Genomic DNA, 18497 nt, shown 5'->3' with positions numbered 1-18497 from the left:
CTATTTCTTTATCATATGTGGAAAGCGACTTCTACTACATAATTGGCGAACGTGGAAAGATGCGGCGCCATGCGTGGTAAACGCCGGGGCTGCCCGTCCCCACATGTGTGGATAATGTCAACCGACCCCAGGCAGTTCGCGGAAAAGGCGGCCATAACATTCGACAACTTCTCGAAAGTACCGGAGACTGGTTCTGTCAATCTCAACGCCGATATCGCCAGTTTTTTTCCACACAAAAGGCCTGTTCGGCGGCATAGCTGTCGACTTTTAACTCAAAGACCCTGTTTGTCAAGTCGCAAGGGTTACCTAGAAGAAATAAAGGCCAGGTCATAAGTGGGTGGGCGTTCAAGTTTCATTACTATTTCTGTCAAGCGCCGCTCATTTTTCCATCGGGTCTTGAGACTTTTCGTTTCCTATTTTTTCGTTGTATTTGGCCTTGATATCTCCGCGAGTTACTTTCTTTAATGTAGCGACCATGGGACGGATATGCCTGATGGTCGCTGATTGCTTAAAAAGGTGGTTGTCCGGAGAGAGAAAGGTAGTGAGTATGATTACCAAAACGGAAACGACAATGCATCCTTTCAGAAAACCGAGGACCGCCCCCCCCGTTCTGTCAATGAACCCTAGGTTCGCATCGGAAACAAATTTTCCCATAACTCGCCCCATGAGAATGGCAACGATAACGCAGGTGAGGAAGATGGCGACGAAACTTATTGTTTTGGCAGGGCCCGAATGGATATTTGCCAAGAACTTCGAGGTCGGCTGGTAATACTTCATGGCCAGCATGAACCCCCCAATCATACCGGCGAGGCCGAAAAGCTGCTTTACCAGACCTTTCCACCATCCGATTATGGTGAGTATCCCAAAAGTTGCAAGGACGATAATGTCAAACATATCCGTGGCCACCTCCGGTTATGACTTTTCCGCTGTAAGTGCCTTTGGCACTTTGCGTCTAACTGGTAGTCTAACGCAGGCCATGGCAAGGATGCAAGAAATGAGGATGTCGTTTTTCCGCCTTTTCCTCGCAATCATCGACATGGGTAATCCGCAGATCGGGGGCCATATAATTCTTCGGCAGGTATTCCTCCGGGATGGCCACATGTTTACTGTCCCTCAAGCGGGTACCATGAGTAGATAATTTCCATCTCCGCTTCTTGAACCGACTATCCTGAATGTTCCCTCGCAGTCCCGCATATATGAGGGGCATCCGAGCGAGAGTCGGTATACATTATGTGCATTCAGCTCATAGATGACGGAAGACGCATCAGGCGCGTCTTGAACAAAAAAAGAGGAGAGTTTTTCAGTACCAAGAAAATCACCACTCTTAATCTTATAGCTCCTATATTTGAAAACACTCAGACAGAACGAGATCGAAAGATGAAGTAAACAGGGTGCCTCGGGAGAACAGGCAGTTGTCTATGGAGTAAGTTCCTGTTTGCACCGCAATAATACCAGCTGGTCGGTACTTACGCTCGCTGATCACCCACTCCTGGAATCTGTGTTACTTCCTTGGTCCCGCCATATTCCGTCGCCCTTTGATGGTATTGCTTATCGCAACTCATCTTTTTAGTTTGAACTCTTGTTGATGATTGTCAAGAGCGATGGCTATGTTATGTAAGGAAGAGATGTGTCAGGTTGGGCATGGGGAAGGGAGGTAAGGTATAGCAATCGGTCCGGAAAAAGTGGTAAAATAATGCGAATAGGCTCTATGCAAAATAAAATCTAAAAGAGGTTTCCATGAAGATCGACTTTACTAAGGAGCAGTTCGAACTTTTATTGAAGGCTGTATATCTTGGAAACTGGATGGTGAGATTCACGGAGGAGTCCACGGAGACAGATTTTGACACTATTGAGGGATATGTCTTTTCACTGGCAAAAAAGTTTGGCCTTGAGCATTACGTCAATTATTATGATGAGGAGGGGAAATGCTCTCCCTCTAAAAAATTTGAAGAGAGTCCAGAGATAGAAGGTCTGATTCAACGCTATGACGATTTTACCTTCTGGGAGAAACTCATCTACAACCTAGCCAGAAGGGATATGGACCATAAATACAGCGAGCGGGGTATCGCCCGCATGTCTCCCGAAGAGCATCTTGCCAAGGAACAACCCTTCATTGAAAAATATGAAAAGGAGTTTGAAACCCACGGCCTGAAAAACCTCGTAATCAAGCCACCAAAACAACCTCCCTACTCCCTAACCTAATCTATCATTCCCCCATACATACAATATATGAGGAATAATTATAGATAGCCATATGGGAAAAAGTGATCAGGAATTAATAAAGCAAGGGTTTTCACGATTGAGTATAAGAAGGCAGTTTCTTATTGAGGCGAACTGGGGCGATTGTAAGGATACAAGTCCCTTTGAAAAAGCCCGCTTGGGAGTCAACCCTGTAAGGTGTTTATTCCCAGTTCGTGGCTACACCATGTTCTTTCAAGATCCAAGAGTAAGGAAGGAAACACAAGATTGAAACTTAAGTGTATACGTTTTATATCGGTAATTTTACGGCCACGTTTTATGATAGAAAGAATAGCCTATTTTGGTCCATAGATTACAATGCTGTCCATTGCCTCACCTCCTTTCTATCATGCTGGACGAAATTCCTTGAAATGATGCTCGAAAGCGTCTATGGTATTATCCGTATGAACGGTATCAAGAGTTCAGACCATCACTCTTTCTTGGTCTTCGCTCTTTTCTGGATATACGAACTTGCCGACACGATGGGTTTCTGCTCCTTGAATTATGTGAACCTACCCTTCCATGAATTCAGCCACATTTTTTTCGGTCTCTTTGGTGGAACCTTGGGCGTGTGGGGTGGCGCTCTGGCGTAGCTTCTGATACTGGTAATTGTGTTTGTAAATTTTTGACGCAGAGACGAGACCTTGAGTATAGTTTTTACGGTTTTCTGGTTCGGGGAGAATTTTCTCAATGTAGGCGTCTATGCCGCCGGTGCGAAGGAGGTGACACTGTCCCTTGTCGGTGGTGGAGGACACGACTGGAATTATTCTCTCGCGCCCCTTATCGTCGATTATTGCAAGTCGGTAGGTATGGTGTTCAGGACTGCAGGATGACTTATTATGATGGCATCCACCCTCTAGCTTGCGGCATTGATTTTTTAAGGAACTGGAAAGAGAAGAAAAGGGTAGAGTATTAGGGTCGCCATTTTTCTTTCAAAAGAGTTAACTATAAGAATTGACAAGGAAAAGATAAAAATGGTAATAATATCTCCTGATTTAATTCCAAGGACCCGGTATCTCAATTGCTTGCGTAGTTCCGGGAGAAAGAGCTTATATGGAAAAAGACCTTCAAATATTGCGGCATAGCACTTCTCATCTCATGGCCCAGGCTGTGAGAGAACTGTTTCCTGAAACTAAGGTGGCGATCGGTCCGTCCATTGAGATGGGTTTTTATTATGATTTTGATTACGAACCGGGTTTTACCGAGGAAGACCTCCCCAGAATTGAAGAACGAATGAAGGAGATTGTGAAGAGAGATCTTCCTATAGTCCGGAAAGTCGTAAAGAAGGCAGAAGCGCGTGACATATTTAAAAAGATGGGCGAAGCCTTCAAGCTTGAGCTTCTTGATGCCATAGAAGATGAAGAAGTGAGTATTTATGAACAGGAGGGGTTTGTCGATCTTTGCAGAGGGCCTCACCTTTCCTCAACAGGGAAGATTAGGGCGTTCAAGCTTCTGAGCCTTGCCGGTGCATACTGGAGGGGTGATGAAAAGAACAAAATGCTCACAAGGATTTATGGGACTGCGTTTCATGACGAGATGGCCCTTAAGGAATACCTCAATTTCATAGAGGAAGTGAAGACGAGGGACCACAGGAGGCTTGGTAAGGAGCTGGAATTGTTCAGCTTATCAGATGAAGTGGGCGCAGGTCTCGTTATCTATCATCCAAACGGTGCCTTGCTGAGATACTTGCTTGAAGATTTCGAAAGGAAGGAGCATCTGAAACGAGGGTATCAGTTCGTCGTAGGACCCCAGATACTAAAAGTGGACCTGTGGAAGAAGTCGGGCCACTACGAGAACTATAGAGAGAACATGTATTTTACCAAGGTGGATGAGGTGGAATACGGCATCAAACCGATGAACTGTGTCTCCCACATCATGGTCTATAAATCGAAGATAAGGAGTTACCGCGACCTGCCGCTGAGATACTTTGAGCTTGGCACGGTATGCAGGCATGAAAAATCGGGTGTGCTCCACGGACTTCTCAGGGTGAGAGAGTTTACCCAAGACGATGCCCACATATTTTTAAGGCAGGACCAACTCCATTCCGAGATTGTGGCCATTATCGAATTTGTCCAGGACGTGATGAGGATCTTCAATTTTGAGTTCGAGATGGAGATATCGACGAGGCCGGAGGAAAAATTCATCGGAACAATTGAGGACTGGGATAAAGCCGAAAAAGTCCTCAAGGATGTCCTCGACGACCAGGGATTGCCTTATGACATTAATGCAGGCGACGGGGCATTTTATGGCCCGAAGATTGACATAAAACTGAAGGACGCCATAGGTAGGAAGTGGCAGTGTGCCACCATCCAGTGTGATTTTGCCCTTCCTGAGCGGTTTGATCTACATTACGTGGATAGTGACGGCAAACGCAAGAGGCCTGTGATGCTCCACAGGGTCATACTTGGAGCCCTAGAGAGGTTCATCGGGGTATTGATTGAGCATTACCGCGGCCGTTTTCCTGTTTGGCTTTCCCCTGTCCAAGTAATTATACTGAATATTACAGACGAGCAGGAGGAGTACGTAAAAGGTATCTATGGGCGTCTGATCGACGAAGGCATAAGGGCAGAGCTTGATATGCGCAACGAGAAGCTCGGTATGAAGATAAGGGAGAGCGCGGTACGGAAGATTCCGTATACCATAGTAGTCGGCAACAAGGAAAAAGAAGCCAACGTGGTTTCCGTCCGCATAAGAGACGGCGGCGAGCTTAAGAACATTGAACTAAAGGATTTCATAGCCAGAGTAAAAGAAGAAAATATATCCAGGAGGTGAGCTCCATAGCAAAGGACAGTAAAGAAGCTAACATTAACGAGAAGATCAGAGCAAGAGAAGTGAGATTGATTGATGCAGGCGGAACTCAGTTAGGGATTGTTGCTACGTCGGACGCATTTAGGATGGCGAGGGAACAGGAACTGGACCTTGTGGAGGTGTCACCGAATGCGGCACCGCCGGTATGCAAAATAATGGATTATGGGAAGTTCAAGTACCAGGTTGCCAAGAAGACGGCGGAGGCCAAGAAAAAACAGACTATAATCCAGCTCAAGGAAATGAAACTGGGCCTTAAGATAGAGGAACATGATCTCCAGTTCAAAATAAGGCACATACGGGATTTTCTTGAAGAGGGCGACAAGGTCAAGATAATTATAATGTTTAAGGGCAGGGAGGTCCTTCATGTCGATATGGGGGAAAAGATGGCCCAAAAGATAATAGAGTCTTTGAGAGATATAGGCGACCTGGAACAGAAACCAAAATTTGACGGAAGAAACATCGTTATGGTTTTCGCTCCGGTATAAGGAGGGAAAGATGCCTAAAGTAAAAACGCACCGGGGATTAGCGAAGCGGGTCAAAATGACCGCAAAGGGAAAGATTAAGAGGTCCAAAGCTTTTCACAGCCACCTCCTTTCTTCCAAATCACCAAAAGAGAAAGGGAGGCTGTCACGGTCCGACACCGTCCATCCGACCGATGCAAAAAGGATCAAATCGCTGATACCCTATTTATAACAATGTGAGGAGTTTAAGATGCCAAGGGCGAAAAGAGGAGTAAAGGCAAGAAGAAGAAGGAAAAAGATATTAAAGCTGGCAAGAGGTATGTATGAGAGCAGGAGAACTACATACAGTGTTGCCAAGCGCGCGGTCTTCAAAGCGCTGAAATATGCGTATGCCGGAAGAAAGCAGAGAAAGAGAGAATTCAGATCCTTATGGATCGTCAGGATAAATGCGGCATGTAGGTCCTACGGCATATCGTACAGCCGGTTCATAAACGGATTGAAGTCTGCCAATATAGAACTTAACCGCAAGTCTCTCGCCGATATGGCCGTGAACGATCCGACAGGATTTGAACACGTGATTAAGAAGATCAAAGACGTGGTGGTGGCGCAGTCATCAGCATAAGGAATCCGGAGGGCGGACCCTTTGCTTGGCGGATCCGATTGGTTTCCGGTATTTTTATCATGAGCAGGCAGGGCCCACCTGTTTATCCCATAGGTGCATTTTGAATATCGAAGAACTGAGACAGAAGGTAGAGACCGGAATATTGTCGATAAGGACTGCCGAGGACCTAAAAACCATGAAATTGTCACTCCTCGGGAGAAAAGGGTTCTTCGCCGAGTATCTTGAAGGCATGAGGTCTCTGGACAAGGAAGCGAGAAAGACCTTTGGTAAGGAGATAAACAACCTCAAAACGGCTGCCGAGGTGCGCCTTGGCGAGATTGAGGAAAAGTTTGCCCTGGAGGAGAAAGAGAGGGAACAGGCGCGATCATGGATAGATATTACCATGCCTGGAAAGCGACCTGTTATGGGCAGGAAGCACCCTATCACGCAGACCTTTGATGAAATAATAAGGATTTTTTCCTCCCTTGGCTTCTCCGTGGCCGAAGGACCGAATATTGAGACAGAGCATTACAACTTTGAGGCGCTCAACATCCCTTCCGACCATCCCGCGCGAGACATGCAGGACACATTTTATATCAAGCCGGGGGTCGTGCTTCGTACCCACACATCGCCTATGCAGGTGAGAGTGATGGAGTCTCAACCTCCGCCAGTGAGGATTATATCTCCCGGGTCAGTCTACCGATGCGATCAGGACGTGTCCCATACGCCTATGTTCCACCAGACGGAAGGACTTATGGTGGACAAGGGGGTCAGGTTTTCAGACCTGAAAGGAATGCTTACGGTTTTCATTCATGAGATGTTCGGGGGTAACATGCCCATCAGGTTCAGGCCGAGCTACTTTCCTTTTACCGAGCCATCAGCAGAAATAGACATCAGGTGTGTCATATGCATGGGGGAAGGTTGCCGGCTTTGCAAGGAGACGGGTTGGCTTGAGATCCTCGGATCTGGCATAGTGCATCCGGAGGTGTTGCGCGGCGTGGGATATGATCCAGAAGAGGTGAGTGGGTTTGCCTTCGGCATGGGTGTCGAAAGGATCGCCATGCTCAAATACGGAATAGATGATATAAGGCAGTTTTACTATAGCGATACAAGATTTCTTAGCCAGTTCTGAGGTACTATCGTGAGAATCCCATTTGAGTGGTTGAAAGAGTTCGTGGTAATTGAGATGGAACCCCACGAATTGGCGTCGAACCTTACCATGAGAGGGCTTGAAGTTGAATCAGTTGAGAACATTGAACCTTCCTTTGATGATGTGGTGATAGGCCGGATTGTCGAGATTGAGAAACACCCGAAAGCAGACAAACTCTCGTTGTGCAAAGTGGATACTGGATCCGAAGCGCTCCTTATCGTCTGTGGCGCTACGAATATTGCCGTAGGAGACAAGGTGCCCCTGGCAAAGGTGGGCGCGACGCTTGAAGGCGGTTTTGTGATTGAGAAAAGGCCTGTAAGAGGCGTCGAGTCTCTGGGGATGCTATGCTCTGAGAAGGAACTCGGAATATCGGACGACCATACCGGTATATTTATTCTTCCCGAAGAGTTTGTCGTGGGGACGATGCTTGCTGATGTACCGGGTATGAGGGATGTAGTCTATGACATCAACGTGCCACCGAACCGGGGCGATTGCCTTTCAATGTACGGAATTGCGAGGGAAGTGGGTAGCATACTGAAGCAGAAGGCGAAACTTCCCGACTTCAAACTTGCTCCGGGAGAGGGAAACGTAAAGGATTATATATCCCTCGAAATATTCGACACTGCCTCATGCCCCAGGTACGTGCTCCGCATGATTAACGGTATCTCCATTGTGCCCTCACCTTTCTGGATGAGGCACAGGATACTGAAGTCCGGGATGAGACCCATAAACTCCATTGTCGATGTGACCAATTACATCATGATGGAGCTCGGCCAACCACTCCATTCTTTTGACTATGAGAAAATACGAGGCAGGAAGATTGAGGTAAAGGTTGCGGACAGAGCGATGAAGTTCAGAACCCTTGACGGACAAGACCGCAGTCTTGCCACGGGGGATATTCTTATTTGCGACGGCGACGGCCCTGTTGCAGTGGCGGGTATTATGGGCGGAGAAAATTCCGAGATCAGCGAGGATACGAAAAATGTAGCGCTGGAAAGTGCTTTTTTTAATCCCATGCATATACGGAAGACGGCGAGACGATTGGGGATACGCTCGGAAGCGTCCCTCAGGTTCGAAAAGGGCATCGATATTGATAACACAGGCTTTGCCGCTGAGAGGGCGATCTATCTTATGAACACTATCTCGGGTGGCACGGTTGTAAGAGGGAAACAGGAGATATACGAGAGAGCGGAGAAAAGGACAATCTCCGTGAGCTTCTCCAAGATCAACGAGATTATAGGGATACCGATAAAACAGGAGGAAGTGGTCAGCTCCCTCCAATCCATCGATATCTTCGTCACTACAGAAGAGGACGGAAAGGCGACGCTTTCCATTCCGCCATTCAGACACGATATCGTCGAGTATATGGACCTCATTGAAGAAGTGGCGCGCATGCACGGTTATGATAACATACCGGCGACCATGCCAGTGATCACGGTGCAGCCTCAGAAGCGGACTGAACGGGATACTCCCGTGGCAGCGGCGAAGGATTACCTTATTTCGGCGGGTTTTTTCGAACTCCTGAATTTCAGTTTTTGCGGCGTCAACGATGTGGAGAGCTTACTCCTCCCGACCGAAGACGAAAGGTCCTCCTTTGTAACCATAATGAACCCCTTGGCAAAAGACTATGCGATCATGCGAACCATTATGACCCCGGGGATTTTGCGGGCCGTTTCATATAACATCAACAGAGGTCGGAAGAATTTGAGGTTCTTCGAAATGGGCAAGGTATTTATTCCGGACAACGAAAACGAACTACCCCATGAATACTCCTCGGTCGCCTTCCTGATGACGGGCAAGGAGCGGGAGTATTTCTGGAGGGAGCCGGTGCCGGAATATGATTTCTTCGATATTAAAGGTGTTCTGGAAGGTTTCATGGAGCGTTTCGGTGTTGTATTTTCCCTTGAGAGGAGCAATGAGCCCTTCCTCAACGTGAGCCGTGCAGGAGACGTGATCCTTGAAGGCGGCGTGAAAGCGGGTTGGATCGGGGAATTGCAAGACGACGTGCTCAAGTCTTACGACATCGAACAAAAAGTTTATTGCGCTGAACTGAGATTTGATATACTTCTTGAAAGAGGCGCACTGAAAGTACAATGCAAACCGATACCGCGCTATCCTCAGGCAACAAGGGATTTCTCGTTCTACGTGGAGGATGCTGTTCCGGTAACGAGTCTCATGGGGATCATCAGAGACGTATCGCCTCTCATCCGCGATGTGGGAGTATTTGATATGTTCAGGAAAGAGACGAGGAGCATCGCCCTCAGAGTAGTGTTCCAATCTTATGAAGATACGCTGAAGGATGAGACGGTAAACAATTTGCAGGAGACTATCATTAAGGAACTCACAAATATAAAAGGCGTAACGTTGAGAACCTAAGGAGGATGCATGACAAAACTGGAAATAGTGACGAATCTGTATGAAAAACTCGGCTTTTCAAGACGGGAATGTGCAAATATAGTCGATTCGTTCTTCGAGTCTATCAAAAAAACCCTTGCCCAAGGAGAAAATGTAAAAATTTCTGGTTTCGGCAATTTTATCGTAAAAGAGAAGAAGGCCCGTAGAGGGAGGAATCCGCAGACAGGGGAAGAGATTGAGATTTCCGAGCGCAAAGTGTTGAATTTCAGGCTGAGCCAAGTATTGAAGGATGAAATAAACCACAAAAACAGAAAATGACTGAGAATATCCATGACAGGATGTTTTATCGGATCAAGGAAGTCTGCGCCATAACTGGTTTGAAACCTCATGTGCTTCGATACTGGGAGCAAGAATTCAAGGATATAAAACCAGTAAAAAGCTCCGCTGGACAGCGGTTGTACAAAAGAAAAGATCTCGACACTATAATAGCTATCAAGAAACTTCTATATGAAAAACGGTTCACCATCGACGGAGCTAAAAAATATCTGACGGGGCACCGGAGTCTCATCGACGAGATCAGGGCTGAGCTAACCCAGATAGCGGAAATACTAAAGAAAGGAGAATGACTATGAGAAGATGCATTATTATTCTGGCTGTGCTTTTTCTTTTTTCGTGCGCCGTGGGACCCGTACATATGGCGAAAACCGAGCAGGAGAGTATAAAGACCTCCTACAACGAGTCACGGCTGAATGCCCTCTATGACAAAAACAAGATGTTGCTCCACGATATCTATCTGAGGCTGAAAGCCGACCATATGAACATTTACAAAGATGGGATAGGATTCACTACCCTCCGCGACGAGAAAGACAGCAAACACTACTATCTCATGGTGAATCTCAGGCCGCCGGAGATCGTGTTCGACGAGAACACGTCGAAAGGGGAACAAAGGTTTTCGAAGGTGATGGGTACATACTTCGAGAAGTACGTGAAAATGGTGAAGAGGAGTGACATAGAGGCAAGCAGAACGGAGGGACTCTCCTTAGGCGTCTACTGGCCGGTGAGAGATTATTCCCAGTGTAAGGAGAACGGGGGGTTCATAGAATACATCATAGTGTACATCTCGAAATATAACTTGGACCAGATGTATGCTGGTAACAAGACATTTGCTGAGATGGTGAGCGACACTGAGGTTATAGCGAGCCTTGATCTGAAGCCGCCTGTTCATATGAGACCTGTCTACCAGTGAGATAGGCGAGCGGAGGAGATGAAGGACTCGTGAGAATAATATATCTTCAGTCGGTCGCCTGCGATAGCCCGGTGGACCACGCCATGCTACGATCCAGCGCACCCGGTATCAACTATTGTGTTTATTTATTGTGTTTATTAAAACCGATGCTGGGAATGGTGCATCCGAACGCAATCCAAGTCTCAGTCCTAAGTGGCTAATATTGACTTTTACGATCGCTGTTCCATGGCTGACTTGATGGTATGCTGATAATCGGAATTTGGGCCGTGTAATACAGATCGTTGGTGAATCGTACCTCAGAGGCCAGATGGATTATCGTGCAGACGGGTTTTATTTTCAAGCGGTTTTTTGCTTCCCTTGCTTTATCGTGGCCCTCCTTCAGAGTGATGGGGTGTATCCACGAGGAACTTTACCGATACCAGGCCCGTAATGGAATATCGGGCATATCGGTCCGCCAAACCCCACCGGTGGCCCGTACTCAAAATCCTCTCTTTTGTGGCGCAGAATAGGTGCGCAATAACGATAAGCGGCAGACAGATGGTATGGCGGCTCGGGAGCGAGTCGTAAACTTGGATGGCCCATCAAAAAACTGTCTGACAATTTCACAGATTCGGTAAGGTGGGGGGAGGAACGCTGACGACCACAGAGTTTCTAACCTAGACAAACGTGAAGGAAGCCCCACGTTTTACAAGACAATCGAGATAACACAAGCCGATGAAAGCAAGATAAGAGACTGCCAAAAGTAGGCCTTTTGATAATAGTCCACCGGCAGAGAGTGGAACAGATTGACAGTTGGAGATGCCATGGCATTCGTAAATTCAAGGTTTGACTGGCCATACGAGAGCGTTTATTATATAGAGCATAGAAAATTGCACATGGACACATACCAGGTATTCACGGCGTGACAGTTGGGTTACCGCTTAAAAAGCGGACTAGACAGCACTTATGAGGGAATTCAGGTGAGCCGCCGTTATCTGTGACAGGAAGCCATAGTCCTCCTTGAGAGAATGCTCTTCAAGGATAAAAACCGTTCATATGCGTAACGAGCGCCAGTTCGCGCGGATGAAAACCAACCGGAACCGCTTTGGACTTCGCATTTGAATTCTAATTTGAAGCCGCCAAGCATGAAAGATTGGATCAGAATAAGCATGCTGAAGTGGCGATACGGGTTGCGGCTAATGGAGGATATACAGAAACTTCGGCATGCGCCGCAGAGGAGCGACGTTGTCCTTGAGTTCCTGAAGTTTTTCTCATTAGTGCATTTGGATATTGGCGTAAAGAGAGACTTTTTAACGGCGGTAGCGATAAGCTAGGCCTGCAAATCAGGATAAAACGATGAAATACGATTTTGACCGGATTGTTGAGAGAAAAAATACGGACAGTATTAAATGGCAAAGGTATGGCAATGACGTTATTCCTGCGTGGGTGGCCGACATGGATTTTGTTTCCCCTGAGCCGATTATCCGTGCCCTGCATGAACGAGTGGATCACAGGATCTTCGGATATTCGAAGCCTCGAGATGAACTTGTAAACGTTATCCTGGAACGCCTCAAAAGACTCTATGAGTGGGATGTGCTTGCGGAGCAGATCATATTTGTGCCCGGTGTGGTGACCGGTCTCAATTTCGTATTTCAGCTTTTCGCAGGTCCCGGGAATGGCGTATTGGTCCAGCCGCCAGTTTATTCACATTTTATTACCGATCCGGTGCTTCGGGGCCAGACACTGATTGACCCTCCGTTGATAAAAAAAGGGGATACGTACGAAATTGATTTTGATGCGTTTGAAAAGGCGATAACCTCCCGGACTAAAATTTATGTGCTCAGCAATCCGCACAACCCTGTGGGCCGTGTTTTTCTAAGGGATGAATTGGAGCGACTTGCTGAGATTTGCTTTCGCCACAATATTCTTATCTGCGCTGACGAGATCCACTGCGACCTTATTTATAAGGGCTTCCGGCACCTTCCAATCGCCACTCTAGGCCAGGAGGTGGCCGACAGGACCATTACCTTTATGTCGCCGAGCAAGACGTTCAACCTGGCCGGGTTGAGCTGCTCCTTTGCAATTATCGCGAATCCTTGTCTGCGTGAGGCTTGGGTCAGAGGCAGCCAGGGGCTAATGCCGTTTGTCAATGTCATGGGCCTCACCGCAGCCATGGCGGGTTACAAGGACGGACAGGAGTGGCTGGATCAGTGCCTCTCATACCTGCAGGGCAACAGGGATTTTTTGGCTGCCTATGTGCGCAAAAGACTTCCCTCTCTAAGTATGACACGCATGGAAGGTACCTATCTTGCATGGCTCGACTGTAGGCAATCAGGAATACCAGGTAATCCTTTTCATTTTTTTCTCAAAAACGCCGGTGTGGCGCTTAATAGCGGTGTTGAATGCGGCCGCGGCGGAGAAGGTTTCGTGAGGCTTAACTTTGCATGTCCCAGAAAGACCCTGGCCGATATCCTTGAGCGTATGGCCAGTGCATTAAATGGGTTGTAACCGCGAAATAATAGCGATAAAAGTGAAAAATGTACCGTGTATTCCTCATCCCTCAATAAAAATATAGACTCTTTTCCAGGAAGCTTTTTAAATTTTTCTTGCCTTTCAGCCCGATAATTGATAAAAAATGACAAAAGATAGCAAGGAAAACAATTTTAACAAAAAGGTGTCAAAAATGGCAAAATATGCGAAAGTTCCGGAGGCTACCATACGGAGGCTTTCGAGCTACCTGAAATGCTTGGAGGATCTTGAGTCGAGAAATGAAAAAGTCTCCTCAAGCGCACTTCTTGCAAGCATGTGTAACGTGAACGCCGCCCAGGTAAGGAAGGACTTTGCTTATTTCGGGGAATTCGGTGTCCGGGGTATGGGATATAACGTGAAGGAACTGAAGTTCAACATTAAGGAGGTATTGGGCGTAAACAGGGAATGGAAAATAGGTGTCATAGGTATCGGCAATATGGGTAGCGCCCTTCTCGTGTACAAGGACTTTCTGAAACAGAATTACAAGATAGTGGCAGCCTTTGATATCGACCCTGTAAAAGTGGTAGGCCATATTTCAGAGAGAATGGGGAGGCCTGTGGAGATACTGCATGTAGACAGGCTGAAAGAAGTAGTGAAGACGAGAGGTGTGGAGATAGGCATCATCACGACTCCTCCAGGCGAGGCCCAGAAAGTTGCGAATCTGCTTGTGGATGCCAATGTGAAAGGCATTCTCAACTTTTCACCTTCCTCTGTTACCGTCCCCAAGAATGTGAAGCTGAGAAATCTTTTTTTTACGTCGGCCCTCGACAATCTCGTCTATTATCTTTGCAACTGAGAGTTTGCTGCGTGGAGACGGTTTGCAATGTAATCGAGATGTTTGTATATTTTGCAGCCTACATGATTATCGTGTTTGTAGCGGTAAAGATGTGCGACTTCCTTTTTTACAGATTTTAAAAAAAAGATCGCAAACGAAAGCAATATCACTTTCTCTATCGTTTGCGGGTCAATCGTTATAGGTGTAATTGTTTTGACTTCCGTCATAAGGTAATCGAATATGAGAACTTTTTTTGTAACAGGAACGGACACCGGGACAGGCAAGACACTTGTATCCGCCAGTCTGGCCGCGTTTTTCTCACTCAGGACAGGCTTGCGCGTGGGTGTCATGAAGCCCTTTGAGACAGGGTTGCCTTCAGACCGGACAGAACTGTTCCCGTGCGACGCAAAATCTCTCAAGGATGCCTCGGGGAGTACCGATAACCTTGCCCTCATAAACCCCTGCACTTTCGAACTACCGCTTGCTCCGGAAACGGCCGCTCAACTTAACGGAAAGACCATAGACCTTGCGGTTATTGACCGGGCGTACGAGAAAATTGTCAGGACCCATGACATAACCATTGTTGAGGGGGCGGGAGGGATCCTCGTACCCATTCTGGAAGGGTTCTTCTTCGCAGACCTTATCGCGAGATGGGCATTAGCCACAGTTGTGGTCGGGAGGCTTGGCTTGGGATCAATAAACCATACGCTTTTGACGTGCCGTGTCCTTCAGGCCCGGGGGATCAGGATTATCGGGGTGATTCTGAATGATACAGAAGGAACGGATGATGTGGCCTCACGAACGAACCCGGACATAATAAGGAAATACCTGAATGTTCCAATCCTCGGGGTGGTTCCGTACTTCAAGACTTCGGAACGGGAGGGTCTAGACAGGGAAACGCTCGCTGCTATCCCGGCCTCCCATTTAGATACCAAAGCTATTTACGACGGAGCGACGCTCCAATCTCCTTAAAACATTTCCGGGAGCCCTCTATTACCTCCATATCCACACAGTAGGCCAATCTGAAGTAGCCGCCTTTACCGAAGCCTGTTCCCGGGACGCCTAACACGCGGTGCTTCTGCATGGTCTTCACAAACTCTATGTCATCGGGTATGGGAGACTTAGGGAAGGCGTAGAAGGCTCCCATTGGCTTTATTATTTCGAATCCCGCTTCTACGAGGATTTCATAAATTGCGTCACGCTTTTTCTGGTAGTCCATAATATCCACGCTGTTCTTCTGGAACCTGCCCACGAGACGCTGCATTATAGCGGGGGCGTTGATGAACCCGAGGATGCGATTGGAAAATATCGCTGCATCAATGAAGGTTTTTGCATTCCTCAGCAAGGGCGATATGGCGATGTAGCCGATCCTCTCTCCAGGCAGGGCGAGGTCTTTAGAATGGGATGTCACAGTGACGACGTCGTCATAGATTTTGAAGAAGTCGGGGAAGGTGATATTGTCATAAATGATCTTCCTGTACGCTTCGTCCGATATGACTGTAATGCGCTGTCCTTTGCGCCTTCTTTCCATCAGTAGGGCTGCCAGTTCTTTAAGCTCTTTCTCATCGTATACTACTCCCGTGGGATTGTGAGGGGAGTTTACTATGATTGCCTTTGTTTTATCGGTGATTGTTTCCCTGATCTTCTCTATGTCGAGGTGGAAATCATCCTTCACATCCACCAGTTTTACAATGCCGCCGTGGTTTGTTATATAGAACCTGAACTCTACAAAATAGGGGCACAGCACGATTACCTCGTCCCCTGGGTCAAGGAGGGTTTTAAAGGCAACATTGATTCCTCCAGCCGCGCCCATGGTCATAATAATATGACTTGCCGTGAAGTCGAGACCGGTCTTTTCGCGATGGAATTCCGCTATCTCCTCTCGTACCTCTTCGTATCCGCTGTTGGCCATGTACCGGTGCATGCCGATCGTGGCGGGTGAGCAGATCCTCGCAAGTTCTTCCTTGAGCGCTTTAGGAGGCTCGGCGATAGGGTTGCCGAGGGTAAAATCAAAAACATTCTCGGGGCCGAACTCTTTTTTTAATCTCTCGCTCTCCTCAAACATAGCCCTGATCCAAGAGGAGCTTTTCATTGATTCAGCGATGCTTTTTGATATAGCCGTATTTCACCTCTTTTTATAAATATCGTTTTCCAATCCGGGTGAATCCATTGATGGAACCAAGAATCTTTTCAAGCGGAACACAGTAGGCAATCCTGAAATAGCCAGCCCTGCCGAAACCCCTTCCGGGGACAACCATTATTCTTTCCTCCTGTTGGAGAGCCCTCACGAATTCAAGTTCATCTGGTATGGGCGACTTGGGAAACATGTAGAAGGCGCCGGTAGGTTTTACGCACTCGAAACCGGCTTCAACGAGGGTATTGTAGAGGACATCTCTCTTTTTCTCGTAATCAGCTATGCTTACGGAGTATTGTTGGAATTTGCCCACAATTCTCTGAAAGAGGGCTGGGGCGTTGACAAATCCGAGTGTGCGTATAGTGATCGTAAGGGCGGAGACGAAGAGCTGGAATTCCTCAATCTTCGGTGAGATCGCAATATATCCGATCCTTTCCCCTGGCAGGGCGAGGTCTTTGGAATGAGAGGTTACGGCCAATACGAGGTCGTATATCGCAAACAGGTTAGGGAGTTTGTTTCCGTCATAGACAATCTTCCTGTAAGCGTCGTCGCTGACGATGAATATGTCTTGACCCTGCTCTCTCTTCTCGTTGAGCAGAGCTGCCAGTTCTTTCAAGCTTTCCTCATTATATACGGCTCCCGTGGGGTTGTTCGGACTGTTAATTAGTATCGCCCTTGTCTTTGGGGTGATGGCCTCCTCAATCTTGCCAATATCAAGCTGAAAGTCTTCCTTGGTCTCGACGAACCGCGAAATGCCCTCTGCGTTTTTGATGTAGTTCTTGAATTCCCAGAAAAAAGGACTGGGTATGATCACCTCATCGCCCTGGTCCAATATACTCCTTAAAATCATGTTAAGACCACCGGCGCATCCTGCGGTCATGAAGACGTGGGCGGATGTGAAAGGAAGTCCACGCTCTTCGCGAAGGTAATTCGCTATATCCGTCCTCACTTCCTCATAGCCGCTGTTTGGCATATATCGGTGCATCCCTGCCGTGGGATGGGTGACGGCATCTATCAAGGCCTTGCTTAATACTTCCGGAGGCTCCGTATCGGGGTTGCCCAGAGAGAAATCATACACGCTGTCTTCCCCGTAGAGTTTCTTTATCCTGATACCCTCCTCAAACATCCTTCTGGTCCAACCCTCTTGGTCCTCTATCAGTCTTTGAATCTCTTTGGAAATGATCATCTGTCCTCCTTTAAATAACAAAAAAAGCCATGGGCCTTTGCACCCATGGCTTTTTGCTTATCAAAGCAAAAATATGCCTGGGTGCGAGTTCCTAAAGTAGTAATAAAAGCCAAAAACTACGATTTTTTTATTCATGGGTATCATAATAGAAGGAATTAAGATCATTGTCAAGGAAATAGCGAATAGCATTGAGCGAATCGGGAAAAACTCAAATTTAATGTATGCAGAGCGGATGGTGCAGAGGTGTAAAAATGGAGGGAAAAGCGAATGGTATAGGAAGTTTGACACAAGGCTGCCAAGACTGCAATGACCATCATGACGGGCAGTTAGCGCGAGGTTGGTATGCCTCTATACGGTATCATTCCGCGTTTGCCGCCAAGACATCGGATTTTTTCCGCCGCGCTCAATGCTCCCAAGTCAACCGTTTTGCGCTTCTTTCCCACAAAATGGTTGACAGAACTGCGGTTGATTGCTATACAGTGAGTGTCGGTTTTATATTGGCGAATCAAGTCAGATCTAAAGTAGCGGTATCTGGAAAGGGTGCATTAAAAAGAGGACTGGGGATGTTTATGATAAATTGGCAGGCGGTAGCGAATCATGGTGACGAAACTTCCTTACTATCCGGCGGAGGGAGGCAGGATGATTGAGATCTATATAGGGATCATGACCTTTGTTGTGGTGGTATTGGCGGTTATTGTGACCCTGGTCCTCTTGGAACTCCGTCGAGACCTCGGCATGATAATGCGTACGATTAAGCAAATAGAAGAATCTCTGCTGCCTGTGCTTCAGGAGTTACAGAAATCACTGGAGAGTGTACGGCATGTCACCGACAACGTAGGTATTGTAACGGAAGACATGAAAACTCTTTCGGGTTCCATGAAGCGGTTCGGAGAGAATGTAAGACAGATAAGCGATATCATGAAGGGTGTTACGGGATCTGGGGCGATAAGTGTGGCCGGACTCAAGATGGGTGTGAAAGCAGCTTTTATCTATTTCTTGAAAAATTTTCTCAAAGTCAGAAAAATTAATTAAGGA

The 18497-nt window shown here is 47.2% G+C and carries 19 protein-coding genes; 16 read left to right on the top strand and 3 right to left on the bottom strand.

Going from position 1 to position 18497, the window contains the following annotated elements:
• Positions 1-378 precede the first annotated feature (378 nt).
• The gene (locus tag LBQ00_03880) at positions 379-894 is read right to left on the bottom strand and encodes a CvpA family protein (protein ID MDR2018000.1); all 516 of its coding nucleotides are present in this window, start codon (positions 892-894) and stop codon (positions 379-381) included.
• Between the two features lie 843 nt (positions 895-1737).
• On the opposite strand from LBQ00_03880, the gene LBQ00_03875 reads away from it, so the two are divergent.
• The 15 genes from LBQ00_03875 (at position 1738) to bioD (ending at position 15114) form a co-directional block, all read left to right on the top strand.
• Complete coding sequence (locus LBQ00_03875) at positions 1738-2202, top strand: hypothetical protein (protein ID MDR2017999.1); 465 nt, start codon at positions 1738-1740, stop codon at positions 2200-2202.
• Between the two features lie 275 nt (positions 2203-2477).
• The gene (locus LBQ00_03870; protein MDR2017998.1) at positions 2478-2831 is read left to right on the top strand and encodes a hypothetical protein; all 354 of its coding nucleotides are present in this window, start codon (positions 2478-2480) and stop codon (positions 2829-2831) included.
• Between the two features lie 51 nt (positions 2832-2882).
• A complete protein-coding gene (locus LBQ00_03865; protein MDR2017997.1) occupies positions 2883-3071 on the top strand; it encodes a hypothetical protein in 189 nt (62 codons plus the stop codon).
• Positions 3072-3291: 220 nt separating this feature from the next.
• Positions 3292-5010, top strand: a complete 1719-nt coding sequence (thrS, locus tag LBQ00_03860; GenBank protein ID MDR2017996.1) for a threonine--tRNA ligase — start codon at positions 3292-3294, stop codon at positions 5008-5010.
• Complete coding sequence (infC, locus tag LBQ00_03855) at positions 5007-5531, top strand: translation initiation factor IF-3 (protein ID MDR2017995.1); 525 nt, start codon at positions 5007-5009, stop codon at positions 5529-5531. Before thrS ends, infC begins: the two co-directional genes overlap by 4 nt.
• 10 nt (positions 5532-5541) lie before the next feature.
• On the top strand, positions 5542-5739 hold the full coding sequence (rpmI, locus tag LBQ00_03850) for a 50S ribosomal protein L35 (protein MDR2017994.1): 198 nt from the start codon (positions 5542-5544) through the stop codon (positions 5737-5739).
• An 18-nt stretch (positions 5740-5757) separates the two neighbouring features.
• Entirely contained in the window at positions 5758-6129 is a 372-nt protein-coding gene (gene rplT, locus LBQ00_03845) for a 50S ribosomal protein L20 (protein ID MDR2017993.1), read from the top strand.
• A gap of 100 nt (positions 6130-6229) precedes the next feature.
• On the top strand, positions 6230-7240 hold the full coding sequence (gene pheS, locus LBQ00_03840) for a phenylalanine--tRNA ligase subunit alpha (protein MDR2017992.1): 1011 nt from the start codon (positions 6230-6232) through the stop codon (positions 7238-7240).
• A gap of 9 nt (positions 7241-7249) precedes the next feature.
• Entirely contained in the window at positions 7250-9634 is a 2385-nt protein-coding gene (pheT, locus tag LBQ00_03835) for a phenylalanine--tRNA ligase subunit beta (GenBank protein ID MDR2017991.1), read from the top strand.
• Between the two features lie 9 nt (positions 9635-9643).
• Positions 9644-9931 (top strand): integration host factor subunit alpha, encoded by a 288-nt coding sequence (locus LBQ00_03830; protein ID MDR2017990.1) that lies wholly within the window; start codon positions 9644-9646, stop codon positions 9929-9931.
• On the top strand, positions 9928-10239 hold the full coding sequence (locus tag LBQ00_03825) for a MerR family transcriptional regulator (protein MDR2017989.1): 312 nt from the start codon (positions 9928-9930) through the stop codon (positions 10237-10239). The genes LBQ00_03830 and LBQ00_03825 overlap by 4 nt, the downstream gene beginning before the upstream one ends.
• A gap of 2 nt (positions 10240-10241) precedes the next feature.
• Positions 10242-10859, top strand: coding sequence for a hypothetical protein (locus LBQ00_03820; GenBank protein ID MDR2017988.1), 618 nt, complete (start codon positions 10242-10244; stop codon positions 10857-10859).
• A gap of 1335 nt (positions 10860-12194) precedes the next feature.
• Positions 12195-13346, top strand: coding sequence for a pyridoxal phosphate-dependent aminotransferase (locus LBQ00_03815; GenBank protein ID MDR2017987.1), 1152 nt, complete (start codon positions 12195-12197; stop codon positions 13344-13346).
• Between the two features lie 127 nt (positions 13347-13473).
• Positions 13474-14163, top strand: a complete 690-nt coding sequence (locus LBQ00_03810; protein ID MDR2017986.1) for a redox-sensing transcriptional repressor Rex — start codon at positions 13474-13476, stop codon at positions 14161-14163.
• A gap of 219 nt (positions 14164-14382) precedes the next feature.
• On the top strand, positions 14383-15114 hold the full coding sequence (gene bioD, locus LBQ00_03805; protein MDR2017985.1) for a dethiobiotin synthase: 732 nt from the start codon (positions 14383-14385) through the stop codon (positions 15112-15114).
• On the opposite strand, the gene LBQ00_03800 is transcribed toward bioD, so the two are convergent.
• Positions 15080-16246: a pyridoxal phosphate-dependent aminotransferase gene (locus LBQ00_03800; GenBank protein MDR2017984.1), complete on the bottom strand. Its 1167-nt coding sequence runs from the start codon at positions 16244-16246 to the stop codon at positions 15080-15082. The two genes, bioD and LBQ00_03800, sit on opposite strands and share 35 nt — an antisense overlap.
• A 31-nt stretch (positions 16247-16277) precedes the next feature.
• The gene (locus tag LBQ00_03795; GenBank protein ID MDR2017983.1) at positions 16278-17462 is read right to left on the bottom strand and encodes a pyridoxal phosphate-dependent aminotransferase; all 1185 of its coding nucleotides are present in this window, start codon (positions 17460-17462) and stop codon (positions 16278-16280) included.
• Between the two features lie 597 nt (positions 17463-18059).
• Between LBQ00_03795 and LBQ00_03790 the strand changes: the two genes are divergently transcribed.
• Positions 18060-18494 carry a hypothetical protein gene (locus LBQ00_03790; protein ID MDR2017982.1) on the top strand — a complete coding sequence of 145 codons (435 nt, stop codon included), beginning with the start codon at positions 18060-18062 and terminating at the stop codon, positions 18492-18494.
• Positions 18495-18497: the final 3 nt, after the last annotated feature.

It is taken from the genome of Syntrophobacterales bacterium, from assembly GCA_031274925.1.
In the GTDB taxonomy this organism is placed as follows: Bacteria; Desulfobacterota; Syntrophorhabdia; order Syntrophorhabdales; family Syntrophorhabdaceae; genus PNOM01.
The sequence above is the reverse complement of the archived record's forward strand: the minus strand, read 5'-3'. Positions and strand labels throughout refer to the sequence as shown.